We start from the raw sequence: 20,675 nt of genomic DNA, 5'->3' as shown, positions 1-20,675 counted from the left end.
CGTCGCGGCCCGCCGGCGATTAACCCCTGCCGGATCCCTTGACGTGGGTTTCGCGCGGGGTTTAACTCACGTCCTAAATTAAGCCGTGAGGGTTTCGGAAGTCGAACGTGTGTCATCCGAAGCCTTCCTCGGCGTACACGACTCCCGGAAAGGGACACCAGGAGCCATGCGCAGCATCCGAGCCGCGGCCGTCGGCGCCGTCACCATGTCTCTCGCCCTTGCCGCCTCGGCCTGCGGAGGCGGTTCGTCTACGGGCGGAGGGTCGAACGACTCGCCCAAGACACTGACCTACTGGGCCTCCAACCAGGGCGCCAGCATCGAGGTCGACAAGAAGGTCCTCCAGCCCGAACTCGACAAGTTCGAGAAGCAGACTGGAATCAAGGTCAAGCTGGAGGTTGTCCCCTGGTCTGACCTGCTGAACCGGATCCTGACCGCAACCACCTCCGGTCAGGGCCCCGACGTGCTGAACATCGGCAACACCTGGAGCGCCTCCCTGCAGGCCACAGGCGCACTGTTGCCGTGGGACGCCAAGAACTTCGAGAAGATCGGCGGCAAGGACCGCTTCGTCGACTCGGCGCTCGGCTCGACCGGAGCCGAGGGCAAGGACCCGGCGGCCGTACCGCTGTACTCGATGGCGTACGCGCTCTACTACAACAAGCAGATCTTCGCCGATGCCGGTATCGCCAAGCCGCCGGTCACCTGGGACGAGCTGATCGCCGACGGCAAGAAGATCTCCGCCAAGGGCAAGTCGGTGCTCGGCGCCGAGGGCTCGAACCTGTCGGAGAACATCCACCACGTCTTCGTCTTCGGCAAGCAGCACGGCGCAGACTTCTTCACCCCCGACGGCAAGGCCGACTTCACCAGCGACGGCGTGGTGGCGGCCGTCAAGCAGTACGTCGATCTGATGGCCAAGGACAAGGTCATCCCGACGGGCAACGCGGAGTACGCGCAGAACCAGTCCGTGAGCGACTTCGCCAAGGGCAAGCAGGCGATGCTGCTGTGGCAGTCCGCGGCCGCCAACCTCAAGTCGCAGGGCATGAGCGAGGACCAGTACGGCATCGCCCCGGTGCCCGTGCAGTCCGGCACCCCCGGTACCGGCAACCAGGTCAACTCGATGGTCGCGGGCATCAACCTGGCCGTCTTCAAGAACAGCCACAACCTCGACGGGGCCACGAAGTTCGTGAAGTTCATGACCAGTGACGAGGAGCAGAAGGTCCTCAACACGGCCTACAGCTCCATCCCGCCGGTCAAGGCCGCGCAGGAGGACTCCGCGTTCACCTCGCCGTCCAACGCCGTGCTGAAGGACACCCTCGCCAAGAGCGCCTCGGCGCTCCCGCAGGTCGCCGACGAGTCCCAGTTCGAGACGGCGGTCGGTACGGCCGTCAAGGAGCTGTTCGCCGACGCCGCGGCCGGACGGCCGGTGACCACCGAGTCGGTGAAGGCCAAGCTCCAGAAGGCCCAGCAGCAGATGCCGACGAAGTGAGCACGGGCACCAACATGACCACCACGACCGCCTCGGCCGACACCGGCGAGCGGACGGTGCGCAAGAACTCCCCCGGTGCGGCGCGCAGCCCGCGCCGCACCGGGCGGATCCGCCGCATCGGACTGCCCTACCTGCTGCTCCTGCCCGCCCTGCTGCTCGAACTCCTGGTCCACCTGGTGCCGATGGTGATCGGCATCGTGATGAGTTTCAAGGAGCTCACGCAGTTCTACATCCGCGACTGGGGCACCGCGCCCTGGTCCGGCTTCGACAACTACAAGGTCTCGCTGGACTTCAACGCCCCCGTGGGCGACGCGCTGCTCCACTCGTTCCTGGTCACCGTGGGCTTCACCCTGCTCTCGGTGGGCCTGTGCTGGCTGATCGGCACGGCGGCCGCCGTCTTCATGCAGGACACCTTCCGCGGCCGGGGCCTGCTGCGCGCACTCTTCCTGGTCCCGTACGCGCTGCCCGTGTACGCCGCCGTCATCACCTGGGTGTTCATGTTCCAGCACGACAACGGCCTGGTGAACCACGTCCTGCACGACCAGCTGCACCTCACCGACAAGCCCTCCTTCTGGCTCATCGGCGACAACAGCTTCGTCGCGCTGCTCGTGGTGTCGGTGTGGAAGGGCTGGCCGTTCGCCTTCCTCATCGTCATGGCCGGCCTGCAGAACATCCCCAAGGAGCTGTACGAGGCCGCCGCACTCGACGGTGCCGGAATGTTGCAGCAGATCCGCCGCATCACGCTGCCGTCACTGCGCCCGGTCAACCAGGTGCTGATCCTGGTGCTGTTCCTGTGGACGTTCAACGACTTCAACACGCCGTACGTCCTGTTCGGCAAGGCCGCACCGGAGGCCGCGGACCTCATCTCGGTCCACATCTACCAGGCCTCGTTCGTCACCTGGAACTTCGGCACCGGCTCCGCCATGTCGGTCCTGCTGCTGCTGTTCCTGCTCGTCGTGACGGGCGTCTACCTGCTGCTCACCTCCCGCGGAAGGAAGACGGCCGATGTCTAGCACCACCAGGGCGCCGCAGCCGCCGCTCACCTCGCGGACACCGCGTTCGCCGATGGCCCCGCCCCGGTCCTTCCTGTGGTCCCGGGGGATCTTCCTCACGCTGCTCACGGTCTTCGTACTGGTGCCGGTCTATGTGATGATCTCCAGCTCGCTCAAGCCGCTGGCGGACGTCACGGGGAAGTTCAGGTGGCTGCCGAGCGGCCTCACCTTCCGCCCCTACATCGACATCTGGTCGACCGTCCCGCTGGCCCGGTACTTCGTGAACTCGCTGGTCGTGGCGGGCGCCGCGACGATCTGCTCGGTCATCATCGCGGTGTTCTCCGCGTACGCGGTCAGCCGCTACAACTTCCGCGGCAAGCGGGTGTTCACGGTCACCGTGCTGTCCACCCAGATGTTCCCCGGCATCCTCTTCCTGCTCCCGCTCTTCCTGCTCTACGTCAACATCGGCAACGCCACCGGAATCGCACTGTTCGGCTCCCGCGGCGGGCTGATCCTGACGTATCTCACCTTCTCGCTGCCCTTCTCGATCTGGATGCTCATCGGGTACTTCGACTCGGTGCCGCGTGATCTGGACGAGGCGGCACTGGTGGACGGCTGCGGGCCGCTCGGGGCCCTCTTCCGGATCGTCGTGCCGGCCGCGATCCCCGGCATCGTCGCCGTCGCCGTCTACGCCTTCATGACCGCCTGGGGCGAGGTGCTCTTCGCCTCGGTGATGACCAACGACACCACCCGCACCCTCGCCGTCGGGCTCCAGGGCTACTCCACGCTGAACGACGTCTACTGGAACCAGATCATGGCCGCCTCGCTCGTCGTGAGCGTCCCCGTGGTCGCGGGCTTCCTGCTGCTGCAGCGCTACCTGGTCACCGGGCTCACCGCCGGAGCCGTGAAGTGACCGACACGCCTATACCTGAAAGGGCTTCTGTGTCCGAACGCATCGACCTCGCCGCGCTCCCGCACGACTTCCTGTGGGGCACGGCCACATCGGCGTACCAGATCGAGGGGGCCGTCGCCGAGGACGGCCGTTCGCCTTCGATCTGGGACACGTTCTCGCACACTCCTGGAAAGATCGCGGGTGACGACAACGGCGACGTCGCCTGCGACCACTACCACCGCTGGCGCGAGGACGTCGGGTTGATGAAGCAGCTCGGCACCAACGCCTACCGGCTGTCCGTGGCCTGGCCCCGGGTGGTCCCGGGCGGCGACGGCCCGGTGAACGCCAAGGGCCTCGCCTTCTACGACGAGTTGATCGACGGTCTGCTGGAGGCGGGCATCACCCCCTCCGTCACCCTGTACCACTGGGACCTGCCGCAGGTGCTCCAGGACCGGGGCGGCTGGACCGAGCGGGACACCGCCGAGCACTTCGCCGCGTACGCCTCGGTGGTCGCGGAACGTCTCGGCGACCGCGTCACCCACTGGACGACGCTCAACGAGCCGCTGTGCTCGGCCTGGATCGGCCACCTCGAGGGCAAGATGGCCCCGGGCCTGACGGATCTGACCGCCGCGGTCCGTGCCTCGTACCACCTGCTCCTCGGCCACGGCCTGGCCACCGCCGCCATCCGCGCCGCCGTACCGGACGCGGCGATCGGCATCGTCAACAATCTCTCCACCGTGCACGCCGCCACCGACAGCCCGGAGGACCGGGCCGCGGCGCGCCGGATGGACGGCCATGTCAACCGCTGGTGGCTCGACCCGGTACACGGCCGCGGATTCCCGGCGGACATGCGCGAGTTCTACGGCGTCGAGCTCCCCGAGCGCCCGGGCGACCTGGAGACGATCGCCGCACCTCTGGACTGGCTGGGGCTCAACTACTACTTCCCGGCCACCGTCGCCGACGACCCGGACGGGCCGGTCCCGCACGCCCGCTCGCTGCGCCTGGACGGTGTGCCGCGCACCGGCATGGACTGGGAGATCGACGCGAGCGGCATCGAGACGCTGCTGCTGCGCCTCACCGAGGAGTACGGCGCGCGCAGGCTGTACGTCACCGAGAACGGCTCCTCCTTCCCCGACGTCGTGCGCCCCGACGGCACCGTGGACGACCCCGAGCGCCAGGACTACCTGGTGCAGCACCTCGCGGCATGCGCGTCGGCGGCAGGCAAGGGCGCGCCGCTGGCCGGCTACTTCGCCTGGTCGCTGCTGGACAACTTCGAGTGGGCGTACGGCTACGACAAGCGCTTCGGCCTCGTCCACGTCGACTACCAAACGCAGGTCCGCACGATCAAGGGCACCGGGCACCTGTACGCGGACATCGTGCGGGACCACCGGGGCCGGTCGCGACGGGCGGCCTGACGTGCCGGTGCCGGTTCGCGCGTCACGGCGCGAACCGGCACCGGGCGACGCATCGATGCGGTCCTACCGGCCGTAGCCGCGATGGTCGCCGTGGTGGCCGTGACCTCCGTGGTGGCCGTGGCCGCCGTAGTGTCCGTGGCCGCCATGGCCTCCGTGCTGGGCCCAGGCCGTCTGGACCGTGGTGGGCGCCGCCGTCGGGGTGCTCGCCAGGGCGACCCCACTGCTCGCCGCGCCGGCCAGCAGCATCGTGCCGGCGATCAGTGCGACCCTGCGTCGGACGTTCGTCATCGGGTCTCTCCTTCTCTGACAGGCGCGGAAGCCCTCGCGCTTCCGTCGGCTCAAGACTGCTGCAGCGCCGCTGAGAGGAGCCTGAGAGATCCGACGCCATCGGCACCGCAGTCGCCCCGAGATCGCCGCGGCCCGTCGGCGCGCGGCGTTGAGGACCTCTCCGTAGGGTGGAGGGGAGGTCGGCCCGTGCGAGTGCTGGTGATCGAGGACGAACGGGGGCTCGCCGAGGCGATCGTTGATGGGCTCGCCGAGGAGGGCTTCGTCGCCGATGTCGTGTACGAGGGCGTCGAGGGGCTCTGGCGGGCCGTGCACGAGCCGTACGACGTGATCGTCCTGGATCTCATGCTGCCGGGTATGTCCGGTTACGAGGTGCTGAAGCGGCTGCGAGCGGCCGACGTGTGGACCCCCGTCATCGTCCTCACCGCGAAGGACGGCGAGTACGACGAGGCGGACGCCCTCGACCTCGGCGCCGACGACTATCTGAGCAAGCCCTTCTCCTATGTGGTGCTGGTCGCCCGTCTGCGGGCGCTGCTGCGCCGGGGTGCGCCCGCCCGGCCCGCCGTGCTCTCGGCCGGCGACCTCGCCCTGGACCCGGCGGGCCACCGCTGCCACCGGGCGGGCCGTGAGATCACCCTCACCGCCCGGGAGTTCACGCTGCTGGAATTCCTGCTCCGGCACCCCGACGAGGTGATCAGCAAGACCGACATCCTCGAGCACGTGTGGGAGGAGGACTTCGACGGTGACACCAACATCGTCGAGGTCTACGTCGGCTATCTGCGGCGCAAGATCGACGCTCCCTTCGGCCGCAGGACGATCGAGACCGTGCGCGGCGCGGGCTACCGGCTGAGCGGCACCGGGAGGTGAAGGGGTGCGCGTCCGTGTCCCGGCATGCTGGGCCCGTCGCTCCCTGCGACTCAGACTGACCGCCGCGGCCGCCCTGATGATCGCAGCGGCGCTGGTCGGCGCGGCCTGTCTGCTGGCGGTGTGGCTGCGGATGAGTCTTCTGAGCGGGCTCGACCAGGCCGCGCTCCAGCAGGCCCAGGTCATCGCGGCGAACGCCGACAGCGGCAGCCTGCCCCGCATCATTCCGGCCACGGGCAACGGTGACACCGCGGTCCAGGTCGTGGGACGCGGGGGCGGGGTGCGGGCCAGTTCGGCGAATCTGGCGGGCCGACCCGCGCTGTTCTCGTTCGCCCCGACCTCCTCCGGCACGCCCGTGGCCCACAGCGTGCGCGGACTGCCGCTGAAGGGGGACGGCGGCTGGCGGGCTGTGGGTCTCGCGGCGGGCGGAGGCAGCGACCGGGCGACGGTGTACGTGGCCGTGCCGACCGCGGGAGTGGCTCACAACCTGGCCCTGCTCACGGTGGGGCTTGCCATCTCCGTGCCGCCGGCGGTCGCCCTGCTCACCGGAGTGGTCTGGATGCTGACCGGTCGGGCGCTGCGGCCCGTGGAGGACCTGCGCGCCCAGACGGCGGAGATCACCGCCGGCGACCTGGGCCGCAGGCTGGACGTCCCACCGGCCGACGACGCTCTGGGACGGCTGGCCCGGACCCTCAACGACCTGCTCGCCCGACTGGACGACTCGGCACGTCAGCAGCGCGGGTTCGTCGCGGACGCCGCCCACGAGTTGCGCAGTCCGCTGAGCAGCCTGCACACCCAGCTCGAGGTGGCGGTCCGGCATCCGGCCTCGGCGGACTGGAACGCCCGCGGTCCGGCCCTGGTCGAGGAGAGCGAACGGCTGTCCAGGCTCGTCGACAACCTGCTGCGGCTGGCCCGTCTCGACGCCCGGCCGAGGCTGCGCAGACGTCCGGTGGACCTGGACGAGGTCGTCTTCCGTGAAGTACGCCACGCGCGACTGCGCACACCGCTCGTCGTCGACCAGCGCGCCGTCGGCGCGGCCCGTGTGTGCGGCGACGGCGACGCCCTCGCCGGGGTCGTGCGCAACCTGCTGGACAACGCACTCCGCCACGCCGCCGGACGCATCGACGTGAGCCTGCGCGTCCGGGACGGACAGGCGTGCCTGGCCGTGGCCGACGACGGGCCAGGGATCCCGGCGGCCGACCGCAGCCGTGTCTTCGACCGCTTCACGCGGCTGGACTCGGCGCGCGCCCGGGACACGGGAGGCAGCGGCCTCGGACTCGCCATCGTGCACGACCTGGTCGCTGCGCACCACGGGCGGATCCGCATCGAGGACAACGATCCGGGGGCACGCGTCGTGGTCTGCATCCCTGCCACGGATGCGTGATCGAGGGGCCGGTCGGGCACCCCGGGCCGGGCGATCACGGTGCTCCACGCAGACCCCGGGTGGGGCACCGGGCCCAGGGGTCCGTCTCCGGCGGATTCCGGCGGAACGTCCGTGGTCGACGGAATGTCACCGTTTCGTCGCAGTGCCACCCGTCCTACAACCAGCGAGCCCCGTCGCCTGTCTATCTGGCAGGCAAGCTGGAACGCGCCGCACACGGGCGCGCAGATGAGGATGGAAGGCCGCCATGGGGGACATACGCCGACGGGGTGCCGTCGCACTGGGGGTCACCGCGTTGGTGACCCCGCTCACGCTCGCACTCGGCACCGCGCCTGCCGACGCCGCGAGTTGCACCACGCAGAAGGGGCCGTACCAGAAGCAGGTCGAGAAGTTCCTCGGCCGCCCGGTCGACGGCAAGCAGTCCGCCGCCGACTGCAAGGCGATCCAGGCCTTCCAGAAGAAGCACGGCATCACCCCGACCATCGGCTACGCGGGACCCGTCACCTGGGGGGTGATGGACCTGATGAACAAGCAGAAGGCCGTGGGCAAGCGTCCCAACAAGGACGGAAAGTGCCCGGTCAACAAGGGCCGTATCGCCTGCGTCAACCTCACGCTCCAGCTCAGCTGGATCCAGGACGGCAGCCGGCTCGTGTACGGTCCGGTCCCGGTCCGCACGGGCCGCAACGGCTACGAGACCCGAACCGGTCTGAAGAAGATCTACTGGCGTGACATCGACCACGTGTCGAGCCTGTACAACGTGGCCATGCCCTACAGCCAGTTCTTCGACGGCGGCCAGGCCTTCCACTCCGTCGGCCTGAGCATGTGGAACCCGCCCGGGTCGCACGGCTGCGTCAACATGACGAAGACCGACGCCAAGAAGTACTGGTCGCTGCTCAAGTCCGGCGACGACGTCTTCGTGTACGGCCGCAAGCCGGGCACCTGACACGGACCCGGTCCGGCCGTCCCGGGGACGGCCGGACCGGACGCGTACGGAGTGATCAGCTTCACGGTCCGGAATGCCGGGAGGTGCCTGATTGCTCACAGCGCCTTCACGCCGGGCCCCGTATGCTTCACGCCATGCCCACTACTCCTGAACCCGCAGCGGAACGCTCCGCCGACGAGGTCAACGAGGAGATCCGGGCCCTGTGGTTCCGCAGCGGCGGGATGCTGAACATGGACGAGCGGCGGGAGTACCAGCGGCTCGTCATGGAATGGGCGACGGTCTCCCCGGATCCCACCCGGGCGGCGTGAAGGCCTGACGGCGCGCACTGCGCGCCGTCCCCCGTCGACCGGCCGGGCGCCAGGGGGACCGTCCCCCCTCCAGTTCAGCCCCAGGTGCCGGAGTAGGCCCGGCGGTAGGCGTTGCGCTCGTGCTCCGAGCGGATGTAGCGGGTGGCCACCAGGGCGACCAGACTGCCCGCGATGACCAGCAGCCCCGGTCCTACGTTGCGTACGTCGGTGAGCCGCGTCACGAAACTGCCCTTGGTGCCGACCTCCTGGACCGCGCCGGGTGCCGCGGACCCCGGAGTCCCCGCACCGGGTGCGACGGCCGCACCCTGGGCGGCCGAGGTGGACGGTGCGGGGGCGGCGGGCGCCTGGTTCGTCGCGCCCCCCGAAGCCCCTGACTGCCCGGTGAGCCGCACCCCGAGCGCCGACATCGCCGTCGTCAGCGGCTGGAAGAACGTCGTGCCGCCCGACCGGCAGTCCCCGCTGCCGCCCGACGTCACCCCGAGCGCGATGCCCTCGGAGAACAACGGGCCCCCGCTGTCTCCCGGTTCGGCACAGACCGTGGTCTGAATGAGGCCAGTGACCGTTCCCTCGGGGTAGTTCACCGTCGCGTTGAGCGCGGTGACCTGGCCGTCGTGCAGGCCGGTGGTGCTGCCGCTGCGAAAGACCCGCTGCCCGACGACCGGGTCACCGGTCCCCGCGATGCGCACCCCGCGCCCGTCGCCGATGGCCACGACGTTCGCGCCGGGTGTCTCCTGACCGTTCTCGTACCGGATGAGCGAGAAGTCGCCCGAGCCGGGGAACTCCGACGTCACCGTCCGTCCCACCACCGTCCGGCCCGTGCTGTCGGAGAACCAGAGCGTGCCGCCGGGGCCGCAGTGCCCGGCGGTGAGGATGAACTCGCTCTGCCCGTTGGTCACGTTGTAGCCGGCCGAACACCGGCCGCTTGCCGAGATGACCGACTGGGCGCCGTTCACCCGGGTGGTGAACCTGCCCTCGGTGCGCTCCATGCGGACGAAGTCGCCCGTGTCGTGGGCGAGCCGGGTCATCCGGGACCAGTCGGAGGCGGAGACGGAGCTGTCACCCTGTACCACCACCTGGTTGGACCGGTAGTCCACGGACCAGGCGGTACCCGCCACCCTCGGCGCCGAACTCAGCGCGACGGTGGCCGACTTGAGTTGATCCATGCTGTGCCGCACCATCTCGGCCCGGGCTCCGGCGGCCGTGACCCGGCCGGCCGCGGCCCGGTCGGTCACGGCGACGACCGGTTTCCCGTCGGATCCGATCCAACTGCCCGCGGTGCGCGCCATGCCGAGCTGTGACATCAGCCCGGCAACCGTCCGGGAGGTGCCCTGCGCGGACGCGCCGCCGGGACTCGGCGCGCCGGACGGTTCGGCGGCCAGGGCCTGGGTGACCATCAGGCCTCCCAGGAGCACTCCGCCGACGGCCGCGATGCGCGCCCCCCGCCGGACGATCCGTCGTCGTGCATGCCTCATCCATGGCTCCCGAACCCCGAACGGCACGGCGTGACCACCGCGGAGCGCTCCGGTCGGCGAGCGCCCTCACTACATACGTGGGCCGGGGCGCGGGAGTTCACCGTCGGGCGGTGCGAGTCACCCCGTGGGCGACGCGGAGGACGGCATCAGTGAGTCACCGCTGCGCTCGTCGCCGCACAGCGAGTCGTCGTCCATGTAGGGCCGCAGCAGCGCGATGAGCCCACGGTCGACGCGCTCGTTCAGTTCGTCCGAGGCGATCTTCCGGGCGATCCCGGCGAGGAAGTCGGCGAGCTGCACCGTCGGGTCCCGTCGTGAGTCGACCGGCCTGAGCCCGGGGGTGCGGTGAACCGTCTGCCGGGCCCGGCGGCACGGATGCCATGAGCCCACTCCCGCCGGGCGATTGCGCACTCCCGTCGGCCGGCGGGCGCGCACGACGAGTCTACTCGCGAGTAACTGTCTACCGGGGAGTAACTTTTCGGTCGTCTGTCGTCCATCCTTGGACGTGAGCATGGCAAGCGGCGGCGACGGTCGAAGAACTGTCGCCGTTTTGGCGCGAGTTGGACCCTAGAGAAGGGACGGGCATGACAAGACCGGGTGTGGGACGCCGGATCGGTGCGGTCTCGGTGGTCGTGGCGCTGGGCCTCGGCGGCACGGTCACGGCGGCGCAGACCGCCTCCGCCGCGCCGGCGCGGACCGCTGTGAGCGCGGCGGCGACGCAGGCTTCCGAGGTCGACTACGGCACTTGGCAGGCGGACGTGAAGGCGGTCATCGACCAGGCGACGCCGTACGTCCAGCAGCGCACGGCGAACACCGCCGGGCAGAAGACGGCGATCGTCTTCGACATCGACAACACCACGCTGGAGACGGACTTCCACCCCTGGTACCAGCTCCCCACCCCTGCGGTGAAGCCCTCCCTGGAGCTGGCGAAGTACGCGAAGTCCCGCGGTGTCTCCGTCTTCTTCGTCACCGCGCGCCCGGGCATCATCGCGTCCGAGAGCAAGTGGAACCTCAAGGCCGTGGGCTACCCGGTCGACGGTCTGTACGTGCGCAGTCTGCCGGACCTGTTCGACGAGGTCAGTGAGTACAAGACGGGCAAGCGCGCCGCGATCGAGGACCTCGGCTACACGATCATCGCGAACGTCGGCAACAACGACTCCGACCTGGTCGGCGGACACGCCGAGCGCACCTTCAAGCTCCCCGACTACGACGGCCAGCTGTCCTGACGGACCTCTCGGGCACCAGGGTGCCGGTACGGCCGTGGGGTCGTACCGGCACCCTGCGCACGGCAGTGCTCCCCGCCTAGACTGCCCCCATGGACGAAGCCACGCTGGACCGGCTCGCAACCGGCAAGTATCTGCTGGTCACCAGCTACCGTAAAAACGGAACGGCGGTCGCCACCCCGGTGTGGGTGGTGCGTGACGGCGATGCGCTCGGCGTCTGGACCGCCGGGGACTCCTGGAAGGTGAAGCGGATCCGGTCCCGCGCCGAAGTCCTGGTCGGCCCCTGTGACGTGCGCGGCAACCCGACGGGTGATCAGGTCGCCGCCACCGCCGAGATCGGTGATCAGACCACCGCGGCTCGCTATCGGGACCTCATCGGGCGCAAGTACGGCATCCTCGGACGTCTCACCCTTCTCGGCAGCCGGCTGCGCCGGGGCCGGGAGGGGACAGTGGGTATCCGGGTCATGCTCTCGGTGTGACCCCTCGCCGCCCGGGAACGGCGGCGAATGAACAACACCCCGGCGGGACCGGGCGCGGCGCTCCGCTCCGGGTCGGCCCGAGCCCGCGCCGCCCTCCCGTGCGTTTCGCGCGCCTCCTGCCGACGACGGAACCCCCGGCCGTTCGGAGGACGACTCATGTCGCGCCCGGACGGCGGATCACAGTCCGTCGGTGCGCACCCGCCCTCTGAACTTCGCGACGCTGGTCCATCTCCATGTGTAGACGCTATCTTCATAGGGGGATGGCGTTCATGGACGCGGCCCGGTCCGCGCGGTCCCCGGACCGGGCGGTGTTCTGGCCACACGGAGTCGATCCTGGTTCCTGGACATCCTCGACGCCTGACACGCACGGACCGCTGCCGCCCCCTGCCACCGTCCGAGGAGTCCCGTCCATGAGCCGGCCCACCATCACCTCCTTCTCCGTGTATCCGGTCGCCGGCCGGGATTCCATGGCGCTCAACCTCTCCGGAGCCCACGGTCCCTACTTCACCCGCAACGTCGTCGTCCTGGAGGACTCCGAGGGGCGGACGGGACTCGGCGAGGTGCCGGGCGGGGAGAAGATCACCCGGACCCTGCGCGAGGCCGAACCGCTCGTCGTCGGTGCCCGTCCGGGTGATTACAAGCGCGTCCTGCGCGAGATGGGGCAGAGGTTCGCGGGACGGGACTCCGGGGGCCGCGGTGAGCAGACCTTCGACCTGCGCACGACCGTGCACGCGGTCACAGCCGTCGAGTCGGCGCTCCTCGATCTCCTCGGGCAGTATCTCGAGGTGCCCGTCGCCGCCCTCCTGGGCGACGGCAAGCAGCGCGACTCGGTCCGCGTCCTCGGCTATCTCTTCTACGTCGGCGATCCCGACCGCACCGACCTGGACTACGTCCGCGAACCCGACGCGAGCGTGGACTGGTACCGGATCCGCCACGAGGAGGCGCTCACTTCGGAGGCGATCGTCCGGCAGGCCGAGGCCACCTACGAACGCTACGGATTCCGCGATTTCAAACTCAAGGGCGGAGTCCTGCCGGGAGAGGAGGAGGTCCGTGCGGTGCGCGCACTCAAGGAGCGTTTCCCGCAGGCCCGGATCACCCTCGACCCGAACGGGGCGTGGTCGCTGCGTGAGGCCGTCGAGCTGTGTCGGCCCCTGGTCGGCACCCTCGCCTACGCCGAAGACCCGTGCGGTGCGGAGGAGGGCTACTCCGGCCGGGAGATCCTGGCGGAGTTCCGCCGCGCCACCGGGCTGCCCACGGCCACCAACATGATCGCGACGGACTGGCGCCAGCTCGCCCACGCGCTGGCGCTCCAGTCCGTCGACATCCCGCTCGCCGACCCGCACTTCTGGACGATGCAGGGGTCGGTGAGGGTGGCCCAGCTGTGCCACACCATGGGGCTGACCTGGGGATGCCACTCGAACAACCACTTCGACATCTCCCTCGCGATGATGGCCCACTGCGGGGCCGCGGCTCCCGGCGAGTACAACGCGCTGGACACCCACTGGATCTGGCAGGAGGGACTGGAGCGCCTCACCACGGCTCCACCGCGGATCAGCGGCGGCGAGGTCGTCCTGCCGGACGCCCCCGGACTCGGTGTCCGGCTCGACCGGGAGCGGCTCCTCGCCGCCCACGACCTCTACCGCAGCATGGACCTGTCGGACCGCGACGACGCCGTGGGCATGCGGTATCTGATCGAGGACTGGACCTTCGACAACAAGCGGCCGTGCATGGTGCGGGGTTGACGAGTCGTCAAACAGCGGGTGCGCAAGCGCCGATCAGGCTCCGACGGTCGGGGCGGGCGGCGCCGAACCACGCTGCGACTCGGCCCACTCGCGCAACTCGTTCTCGCCGACCTCCTCGATCGCCGTCCGCAGCGCCGCCCGAGCCGCCGTATCGCGCTCCGCCTCGGGGAGCAGCAGATAACGATCGACGGATCTGCGCAGAGTCTGACCGGACTGCGACGCCAGCACCCAGCGCGGAGCGGGGTTGAACAGCTGGCGCATACCGGTGAAGAAGACCGCGCTGCCGGCGATGAGGGCGGTCAGCCACGCCGGTGCGTGCAGTCCCGCCGCGACGACCGTGGACGACGTGGCCGCGAGGGCTCCGATCTCCGTGGCGTAGTGCTCCCGCCTCGCGCGATCACGCTGCCGGTCGTAGAACGCCAAGTCCTTCCGGGCGAGGGCCAGAAGGGGGTCAGGCTGTGTGGCCCAGTTCTCGTCCGGGTGTGCCCGTCGTCTCATCGCCCCATCATCGAGGTTCGGTCACGCGGGGGAAAGGCGGGAGGTGATCTTTCCGTGCGTCCACGTCGCGATCACCCCGCGACGGCCCTGCGGTGCCGTGCCGTTCAGTGGTGACCGCCGCTTCGGCTCGAGTCGTGCCCCTGGTGTCCGCCGCCGTCGGGTGTGCCGCCCATCATCCGAAGCATGGCGGGGCCCCCGGTGCGCAGGAAGCGTACGATCAGCGCCGCGGTCAGCAGCAGGAACACGATGTTGAGCAAGGTCGTGTAGTTCCAGGTGGGGCCCTCGTGGGGGATCCTGGCGTCGGACCGGTCGGGGATCAGTCCGAGTCCGCCGAAGGCGAACTCCACCACGTATCCGGCGATCGTCATCGCGACATAGAAGGTGGCCAGGAGGAACCCGGCCATGCGCATGCCGTAGTACTTCCGGTAGATGTTGAGGATCGGCAGGATCAGCAGATCCGCGTAGACGAAGGCGATCACGCCGCCGAAGCTGATGCCGCCCTTCCACAGCACCACCGCCAGCGGCACGTTCCCGATGGAGCAGACGAAGGCGGCGATCGCCACCAGCGGCCCGACGAGCGGCCCGACCAGCCTGGCCGCGAGCGGGTGGTCGGACAGGAAGAACGTGCGCCAGAAGCCGTCCGGCACCCAGGCGGCGATCGCGCCCGCGATCAGCAGGCCGACCACCAGGTCCCGCATGATCGCGGCCCACTCCATGACGAAGATGTGCGCCACCGACGTGAAGCCCTTGCCGGTCAGCAGCCGCCGTAGGAAGCCGCCCTCGCCCCGCACCGACATGTCCATCGCCGCGTGCCCCTCCATCGACCCCGCCCGCCCCCGCTCGGCCTGCTCGCGGGCCTCGCGCAGCAGCCGCTCGCGCAGCAGAACGCGGAACAGGACGGCGAGGATCACGATCATCAAAGGCCCGCCGACGAACTCCGCGAGGGTGAACTGCCATCCCATCAGCAGGGCGAGGATCACGCCGAGTTCGATCACCAGATTGGTCGAGGCGATCTCGAACGCCATCGCCGCCGTGAAGTTCGCCCCTTTGCGGAACAGCGAGCGCGCGAGGGCCACCGCCGCGTACGAGCAGGAGGAGGAGGCCACACCGAGGCCCGAGGCCAGGGCGAGCGTCCGCGGCCGGTCGTCTCCCAGCAGCCGGACGATCGTCGACCGGCGCACCACCGCCTGCACCACGGCGGACAGGGTGAATCCGAGGATCAGCGCCCAGGTGATCTCCCAGGTCATCGAGCCGGTGATGGACAACGCGTGCCCGATCGCATGCCACATGAGGGATGCCCTTCTCGCCGACCGTCCGGTTCCGCGTCCGCCTCACACCGTCACATCGCGTCGAACTTTACCCCTGGGGGGTATCGATGGCGGGCGAGGAACCGGAACCCCGCGACCGACCCCCACCGCGACCGGGCGTTCCCGGTGAACCGTGCGGCGGGCGGACACGTATCACTCTTCGGGGACGGCGGGAGACAGCGCACGGAAGGAGAGCAGTGTGGCGACACCGACCGAGCCGGGGCAGCCGCCGAAGCGCCCGGTGCTCGAACCCACCCACGTCGTGCGCCGCCGTCGCACCGAAGCGCTCGCCGAACTGGTGCGGGAGTTACGGGAACGCGAGTCCCGCGCTCAGGAACCGGTCCACGAAACCGTCGTCGTCCATGTCGCACCACCCATCACCGAGGACGCCACGCAGGAGCTGCCGCCCGTGCCGCCCGTCGCCGGTCGGGTTCCGTCCGACGACGGACTCACCCTGCGCCGCGCGGCGGTCGTGGCCGGTGTGACCGCGGCCGCCATCATCGGCTTCGGGGCCGCGCTGCTCCTCCCGGGCCCGCAGGACGAAGGTGCGGCGCGGCACCAGGCGGCGGTGCCGCCGAGTGTGCCCGCCACCGCCTCGAACCGGCAGCAGGGCACCGACCCCGACGGACCCGGCACGCTGCGCGAGGGCGACAGCGGACCGGAGGTGACCGAACTGCAGAAGCGCCTGTCACGGATCCCCGACGTCTACGCCCACGGCACGATCGACGGCCGCTACGACGCCACGCTCACCGCTGCCGTCGCCCGTTTCCAGCTCTGGTACGGCATTCGCGGCGACGAGACGGGGGTGTACGGCAACGACACCCGGCGCGACCTCGAGTCCCGCACCACGCTGTAGCGGGTGCGGCAGTGGGCACGGTGCGCGTACGGCGGCCGCTCACCCTGAGCCGTACGGCTCCGTGCCCTCCGGGGGACGGCGTGTCGCGTTTCCCCCGGCGCGACACGCCTGTCCTCCCGGGATGAGGGCTGCGGCCTCGACGTGAGGCGCGCGGCGGCGTCCCGGTCACAGGAGCGAACGGGCCAGTGCCACCGCGCCCTCGACGGGAGCGGCGTCCAGGGGCCTTGGCCGGGCCCCGGGAAGCAGGGTCCGGAGCGAGGCGGTGAGGGCGCCGTACAGGACGGGCTGGGCCAGTACGGTGCTGCCCGCGACCACGACGTCGTCGACCGGCACCCCGCGTTCGGCGAGCCGCACGACGAGCGCGGCGAGCGATCTGCCGCCCTCGGCGATCACCTCGCGGGCGAGGTGCGAACCGGCCTCGGCGGCCGCGAACACGGCGGGCGCATGCCGACCCCACTCCGCGGAGACGTCCGCCGCACCCTCCAACGCCGCGCCGAGCGCGGGTACCTCGCTCACCGCGAACTCGCCGATCAGCCGCAGCGCCAGCTCGTCCGGTGCCTCACCGCGGTCGTGCGCCGCCCAGACGGCCCGTGCGGCCTCCCGCACCAGACCCGCCGAACCGCCCTCGTCCCCGAGCACCGCGCCCCAGCCCCCGACCTGGACGGCCGTGCCGTCGCAGAGCCGGCCCACGGCCACCGAACCGGTGCCCGCGACAAGGCCGACGCCCTTGTCGAGACCTGCCGCGGGCACGAGGAGTTCGGCATCGCCCACCACCGACACGGGCACGCCCAGGCGCCGGTGGAGGGCGGCGCGTATGTGCTCGCACTGCCGCGGAGTCTCGCAGGCGTGCCCGCCGACGGCGATCGCCGAGGGAGAGGCGCCGTGCGGCAGGGCCTCATTGATCAGCGCGGTCAGCCAGTCGGCTGCCGCCGCCGGCTCGTGCGGCCGCCAGCCACTGCTCGGGCGGACGTGATCGGCGACCGTTCCACTCCCCGTCAGGGCGCGCAGATGCGTCTTGGTGCCGCCCACGTCGATGCCGACCACAAGGGGTGTGGAGTCCTGCACGGATCCTCTTTCCATCGTCGCGCCGTGGTACGGGCGGTGGGTGAACCGTGCCCGGGCGAACGGGAGTCGGGGACATCGAGTGCACCGGTACGGGCTTCCGGCGGAACACGGCAGATGAGTACCCTGATTTCGTTAGGAAATTAACTAACCAACTAGGGTGCGTCAAGACGGGCCGCGTACTCCCGACACCGGAGCGGCCGCGGTCCGGACGCACCGGACCCGAGATCCGTCGCCGTCCTTCCGCGGACCAGCGTCCCCGGGAGCGCGGCCGCGACCTGCGAGGGAATCGTGGAGCACGACGTTGCGGCAGGTCCTCGTCCGAGTACAGCGGGCGCGGTGTTCGCCGTGCTGGCCGGGGCAGGAAGTGCGACCCGTCCCCAACTGGCCCACCTGGCCGGCCTGTCCAAGCCGACGGTGTCCTCCGCGGTCGCGGAACTCGAGGGCACCCGTCTCGCCGCACGGTCCGGCACCGCGCACGGTGCGACCGGCCGCTCGGCCGCCGTCTACCGCCTCGGCCCGGCCGCGGGCACCGTTCTCGCCGTCGATCTCGGTTCCACCCACACCGCCGTCCGCGGTTGCGCACTCGACGGCACCGTTCTCGCCGCCCGTACCACCTACGGTGACCCGCGGCCCGCGGACACCGTGCGCGCAGTCCTCGGCGAACTGTCGACGGGGCCGCTGCGGGCCGCGGTGGTGGCCGTCCCGGACATCGCCGGGGATGCCGGCGGCTCGGGTGCACGCCCCGCGACCCCGGCCGTCGCCACCGCCGTGGACACGCTCGGCCTGCCGGCCGATCTCCCCGTCCGGATCGAGAACAACGTCAACTGCGCCGCCCTCGCCGAACTCCACGAGGGTGCGGCCCGGGGCCGCGACATCTTCTGCTATCTCCAGGTCGGCCACGGCATCGGGCTCGGCATCGTGGCCGGGGGCCGGGTGCTGCGCGGGGCCTCCGGCGCGGCCGGGGAGATCGCCCGTCTTCCCTATCCGTGGGGCCCGGGACACGAGCCGGTCCCGGAGGGCCTGGAGGAGTACGCCGGAGCCGGCTCCCTCGTCCGGCGCGTCACCACCGCCTGGACCGCCGCCGACGGCCCGGCGCCGCACGACGCCGTGGAACTCTTCGCGCTTGCTTCCGGGGGACACGCCAAGGCCCGTTCCTTCGTCGAGGAGCACGCCCGCGAGGTGGGCCGACTCGCCGCCGCGGTCACGGCCGTACTGGACCCCGGTCTGATCGTCCTCGGTGGCGGTATCGGCGCCAACCCGCAGTTGCTGCCCGGCGTGCGGGCCGAACTCGACCGCCTGGGACTGCCCACCGAGGTGGCCGGCTGCGCGGTCGGAGAGAGCGGCACGGTAGCCGGGGCCGCCCGCCTCGCCGTGGCCCGCGGCATCCACGCCGTCACCGGCGCACTCGCACCGCAACCTCCCGTGCCGCGGTGAAGCGCCGACGGCCCGTCCCGTCGGCGCCCGATCAAGCGGGCCGCCGCACGGGCCGACATGAGCGGCGGAAGGGAAGCTCCCGGGGCGCGATGTTCGCCGTGCCGACGCTCGCCCTCCTCCCGACGCTCATCTGCTCCCCGGCCCTCCGGCCGAAGCTGGTGGAAGGCCTTGCGACCTCCGGGATGAAGGGTTCACCGACGTGCATCTCCCTTACCAGCGCGGTCCGTTGCACGACCTGGCGGACACCCCGGTGGCGTACGACACCGTCCTCGCCGAGGTCACCGAGGAGGCTCTGGAACGCATCACACCGGAGGGAAACCTCGAACACCCCGGTGCCGTGCTCGACATCGGCGACACCTCGCTCGGCATCACCGCGCTGCTCGCGCTCGCATGGCAGCGCACACAGGACCCGCGGGTGCCCGAAGCGGTGCGCCGCAGCCTGGCCTTCCATCTGCGCGAGCGGGTCTACACACAGGACAACCCCGGCTACCCGAACCTGAGGGTCCGGAACTCGTATCTCCCGTACGCCCGTTACGTCCTCGAAGCGGGAGCCCACCCAATCGGCGACTGGCCGAGCACGGTGTGGGCGCTGCTCCAGGCGGTCAACGTCCTCGACGCGGCGGACGGGCTCCTGGACGGTCCGCAGCGCGACGATCTCCTCGTCGTGGCACACGGCTACTGGCGCTGGCTGACCGAGGCGACCTTCTTCAACCCGCAGCAGGCGGGCAACCAGGCGATCGGATGCGTCGTGGGCGGACTGATGCTCGCCCGGCACCTCCCGCCGGCCGAGGGCGAGCCGGTCCGCGCACGGGCGCTGGCCCTGTACGCGGACGAGATCCGGGCCCGCCGGGTACGGGACCGGGGCGCGCTGCTGCCGCCGGAGCACGGTGGCGCGTACGACAACAACTACGGCCCGATCTCCCTTTCCTTCCTCGCCCAGGCGCACCGGATCAGCGGCGAGGAGGTCTTCGCCCGGGACGGAGAGGCGCTGGCCCGCTACATCGACGCACGCCTGACGAACGGCGGTTTCGACCTCGGCGGCCCGCGCTACAGCGAACAGCACTCCGGTTTCGAATCCGTGCTGGGGCTGCGCTACTTCAGCCGGCGCATCGCCTCCGATCCGGGCCGCTACCGGGGCGACACCCGATGGGGACGGCACGCCGTCCATCCGGACGGCGGCATGGACGGCCACTTCGCCTTCATGCTCGTCTGGCAGATCCAGGACCCGACCCGCTGGCACCGCACACCCTCCAGCACAGTCGCCCGCCACCAGTTGCGCGCCGGCTCCGTGTCGGTCGCCTTCGACGACCGTATGACCCCGGCGCTGATCGAGGCGGCGGGCACATACTGCCTGGCGGGCGCGGTGGACCGGCAGCACGGCTTCGGACCGGTCGTCGACGGATTCCTGCTGTGCCGGCCGATGGGCGAGGTCCGGGTGCGGGACGTCCGTACCGCGGGCCTGGCGGCCAAACTGGTCACGAAGCCGGTCGTCGACCGCGAGCATGTCCTGCGCCATGTGCGGTCCCTGTACGTCACCGACGGCACGACCCTGTGGGTCACGGTCGCCGTCGAACGGCTCGGCGCGGAGCCCTACCTGCTCGCGGGGCTGCCGTACGCGACCGACGACGGCGACCGGGTGCGCAGGACGGCCGAGGCGGAGGTGGCCTCCGCGGGCGACCTGCGCCTGACCCACCCGCGGGGACAGGCACCGGACCACTTCGACGCCCGCACGGAGACCACTCAGGAGCAGGCGGCCTTCGCGCTGGCCGCCGACCCGCGGGGCTACGGCGACCCCGACGAGGGCTGGCGCCATCTGGTGTCCTCCTCGGCGCTCGAGGCCGGCCCCGCGGCCGGTGCACCGCAGGACCTGCACGTCTTCGCCGTGCGGTACGGCACGCAAGGCCCGTTCACGCCCGCCTTCGAGTCGGGCGCACAGGGTCTGACCGTACGGACCGAGGCGTTCACCGCGCTGATCGGCGGGATCGACGGCGATGCCCACGGGGTTCCGGAACTGACGCTGCACGGGTGAGAGCCCGTCC

19 protein-coding genes and 1 pseudogene are annotated in these 20,675 nt (G+C 70.8%); 14 read left to right on the top strand and 6 right to left on the bottom strand.

All coding sequences use genetic code 11. From position 1 onward, the window contains the following. Nucleotides 1-166 precede the first annotated feature (166 nt). From RCR19_RS03370 to RCR19_RS03355, 4 genes are read left to right on the top strand one after another with little or no spacing between them, the layout of a single operon-like run. A complete protein-coding gene (locus tag RCR19_RS03370; protein WP_331263684.1) occupies nt 167-1,483 on the top strand; it encodes a sugar ABC transporter substrate-binding protein in 1,317 nt (438 codons plus the stop codon). A gap of 14 nt (nt 1,484-1,497) precedes the next feature. Then, entirely contained in the window at nt 1,498-2,496 is a 999-nt protein-coding gene (locus RCR19_RS03365) for a sugar ABC transporter permease (RefSeq protein WP_331263683.1), read from the top strand. After that, the gene (locus RCR19_RS03360; protein WP_331263682.1) at nt 2,489-3,388 is read left to right on the top strand and encodes a carbohydrate ABC transporter permease; all 900 of its coding nucleotides are present in this window, start codon (nt 2,489-2,491) and stop codon (nt 3,386-3,388) included. Before RCR19_RS03365 ends, RCR19_RS03360 begins: the two co-directional genes overlap by 8 nt. 29 nt (nt 3,389-3,417) lie before the next feature. Beyond that, entirely contained in the window at nt 3,418-4,782 is a 1,365-nt protein-coding gene (locus tag RCR19_RS03355; protein WP_331263681.1) for a GH1 family beta-glucosidase, read from the top strand. Between the two features lie 63 nt (nt 4,783-4,845). Here RCR19_RS03355 and RCR19_RS03350 read toward each other — a convergent pair whose 3' ends face one another. Next, nucleotides 4,846-5,070 (bottom strand): hypothetical protein, encoded by a 225-nt coding sequence (locus RCR19_RS03350; protein ID WP_331263680.1) that lies wholly within the window; start codon nt 5,068-5,070, stop codon nt 4,846-4,848. Between the two features lie 186 nt (nt 5,071-5,256). On the opposite strand from RCR19_RS03350, the gene RCR19_RS03345 reads away from it, so the two are divergent. The 4 genes from RCR19_RS03345 to RCR19_RS03330 all read left to right on the top strand — a co-directional run bounded on the left by RCR19_RS03345 (nt 5,257) and on the right by RCR19_RS03330 (nt 8,563). After that, the gene (locus RCR19_RS03345) at nt 5,257-5,934 is read left to right on the top strand and encodes a response regulator transcription factor (RefSeq protein ID WP_331263679.1); all 678 of its coding nucleotides are present in this window, start codon (nt 5,257-5,259) and stop codon (nt 5,932-5,934) included. 4 nt (nt 5,935-5,938) lie between these two features. After that, complete coding sequence (locus RCR19_RS03340; protein WP_331263678.1) at nt 5,939-7,315, top strand: ATP-binding protein; 1,377 nt, start codon at nt 5,939-5,941, stop codon at nt 7,313-7,315. A gap of 244 nt (nt 7,316-7,559) precedes the next feature. After that, a complete protein-coding gene (locus tag RCR19_RS03335; protein WP_331263677.1) occupies nt 7,560-8,255 on the top strand; it encodes a L,D-transpeptidase family protein in 696 nt (231 codons plus the stop codon). 122 nt (nt 8,256-8,377) lie between these two features. After that, nucleotides 8,378-8,563 carry a hypothetical protein gene (locus tag RCR19_RS03330; protein ID WP_059128044.1) on the top strand — a complete coding sequence of 62 codons (186 nt, stop codon included), beginning with the start codon at nt 8,378-8,380 and terminating at the stop codon, nt 8,561-8,563. A gap of 74 nt (nt 8,564-8,637) precedes the next feature. Here RCR19_RS03330 and RCR19_RS03325 read toward each other — a convergent pair whose 3' ends face one another. Together RCR19_RS03325 and RCR19_RS03320 are read right to left on the bottom strand one after the other, a co-directional pair. Beyond that, nucleotides 8,638-10,035 (bottom strand): S1 family peptidase, encoded by a 1,398-nt coding sequence (locus RCR19_RS03325; RefSeq protein ID WP_331263676.1) that lies wholly within the window; start codon nt 10,033-10,035, stop codon nt 8,638-8,640. A 117-nt stretch (nt 10,036-10,152) separates the two neighbouring features. Then, nucleotides 10,153-10,368: pseudogene (locus RCR19_RS03320) on the bottom strand (hypothetical protein); the annotation flags it as partial. A 248-nt stretch (nt 10,369-10,616) separates the two neighbouring features. Here RCR19_RS03320 and RCR19_RS03315 point away from each other — a divergent pair. The 3 genes from RCR19_RS03315 (at nt 10,617) to RCR19_RS03305 (ending at nt 13,476) form a co-directional block, all read left to right on the top strand. Continuing rightward, nucleotides 10,617-11,258, top strand: coding sequence for an HAD family acid phosphatase (locus RCR19_RS03315; RefSeq protein WP_331263675.1), 642 nt, complete (start codon nt 10,617-10,619; stop codon nt 11,256-11,258). An 89-nt stretch (nt 11,259-11,347) separates the two neighbouring features. Continuing rightward, a complete protein-coding gene (locus RCR19_RS03310) occupies nt 11,348-11,734 on the top strand; it encodes a PPOX class F420-dependent oxidoreductase (RefSeq protein ID WP_331263674.1) in 387 nt (128 codons plus the stop codon). Between the two features lie 410 nt (nt 11,735-12,144). Further along, nucleotides 12,145-13,476: an enolase C-terminal domain-like protein gene (locus RCR19_RS03305; RefSeq protein WP_331263673.1), complete on the top strand. Its 1,332-nt coding sequence runs from the start codon at nt 12,145-12,147 to the stop codon at nt 13,474-13,476. A 33-nt stretch (nt 13,477-13,509) separates the two neighbouring features. On the opposite strand, the gene RCR19_RS03300 is transcribed toward RCR19_RS03305, so the two are convergent. Together RCR19_RS03300 and RCR19_RS03295 are read right to left on the bottom strand one after the other, a co-directional pair. After that, complete coding sequence (locus RCR19_RS03300) at nt 13,510-13,974, bottom strand: SLATT domain-containing protein (protein WP_331263672.1); 465 nt, start codon at nt 13,972-13,974, stop codon at nt 13,510-13,512. Nucleotides 13,975-14,078: 104 nt separating this feature from the next. Next, nucleotides 14,079-15,263, bottom strand: coding sequence for a permease (locus RCR19_RS03295; RefSeq protein WP_331263671.1), 1,185 nt, complete (start codon nt 15,261-15,263; stop codon nt 14,079-14,081). A gap of 217 nt (nt 15,264-15,480) precedes the next feature. Here RCR19_RS03295 and RCR19_RS03290 point away from each other — a divergent pair, with 217 nt between their 5' ends. Further along, nucleotides 15,481-16,137, top strand: a complete 657-nt coding sequence (locus tag RCR19_RS03290; protein ID WP_331263670.1) for a peptidoglycan-binding domain-containing protein — start codon at nt 15,481-15,483, stop codon at nt 16,135-16,137. Between the two features lie 165 nt (nt 16,138-16,302). Here the strand turns inward: RCR19_RS03290 and RCR19_RS03285 are convergent, their stop codons facing one another. Next, nucleotides 16,303-17,202 carry a BadF/BadG/BcrA/BcrD ATPase family protein gene (locus tag RCR19_RS03285; protein ID WP_331263669.1) on the bottom strand — a complete coding sequence of 300 codons (900 nt, stop codon included), beginning with the start codon at nt 17,200-17,202 and terminating at the stop codon, nt 16,303-16,305. 336 nt (nt 17,203-17,538) lie between these two features. Between RCR19_RS03285 and RCR19_RS03280 the strand changes: the two genes are divergently transcribed. Both RCR19_RS03280 and RCR19_RS03275 read left to right on the top strand, forming a co-directional pair. After that, the gene (locus tag RCR19_RS03280) at nt 17,539-18,636 is read left to right on the top strand and encodes an ROK family protein (protein ID WP_331263668.1); all 1,098 of its coding nucleotides are present in this window, start codon (nt 17,539-17,541) and stop codon (nt 18,634-18,636) included. 199 nt (nt 18,637-18,835) lie between these two features. Continuing rightward, entirely contained in the window at nt 18,836-20,665 is a 1,830-nt protein-coding gene (locus RCR19_RS03275) for a hypothetical protein (RefSeq protein ID WP_331263667.1), read from the top strand. The last annotated feature ends 10 nt before the right edge of the window (nt 20,666-20,675 follow it).

The organism is Streptomyces sp. WAC07094, from assembly GCF_036320405.1.
Lineage (GTDB): Bacteria > Actinomycetota > Actinomycetes > Streptomycetales > Streptomycetaceae > Streptomyces > Streptomyces lannensis.
The sequence above is the reverse complement of the archived record's forward strand: the minus strand, read 5'-3'. Positions and strand labels throughout refer to the sequence as shown.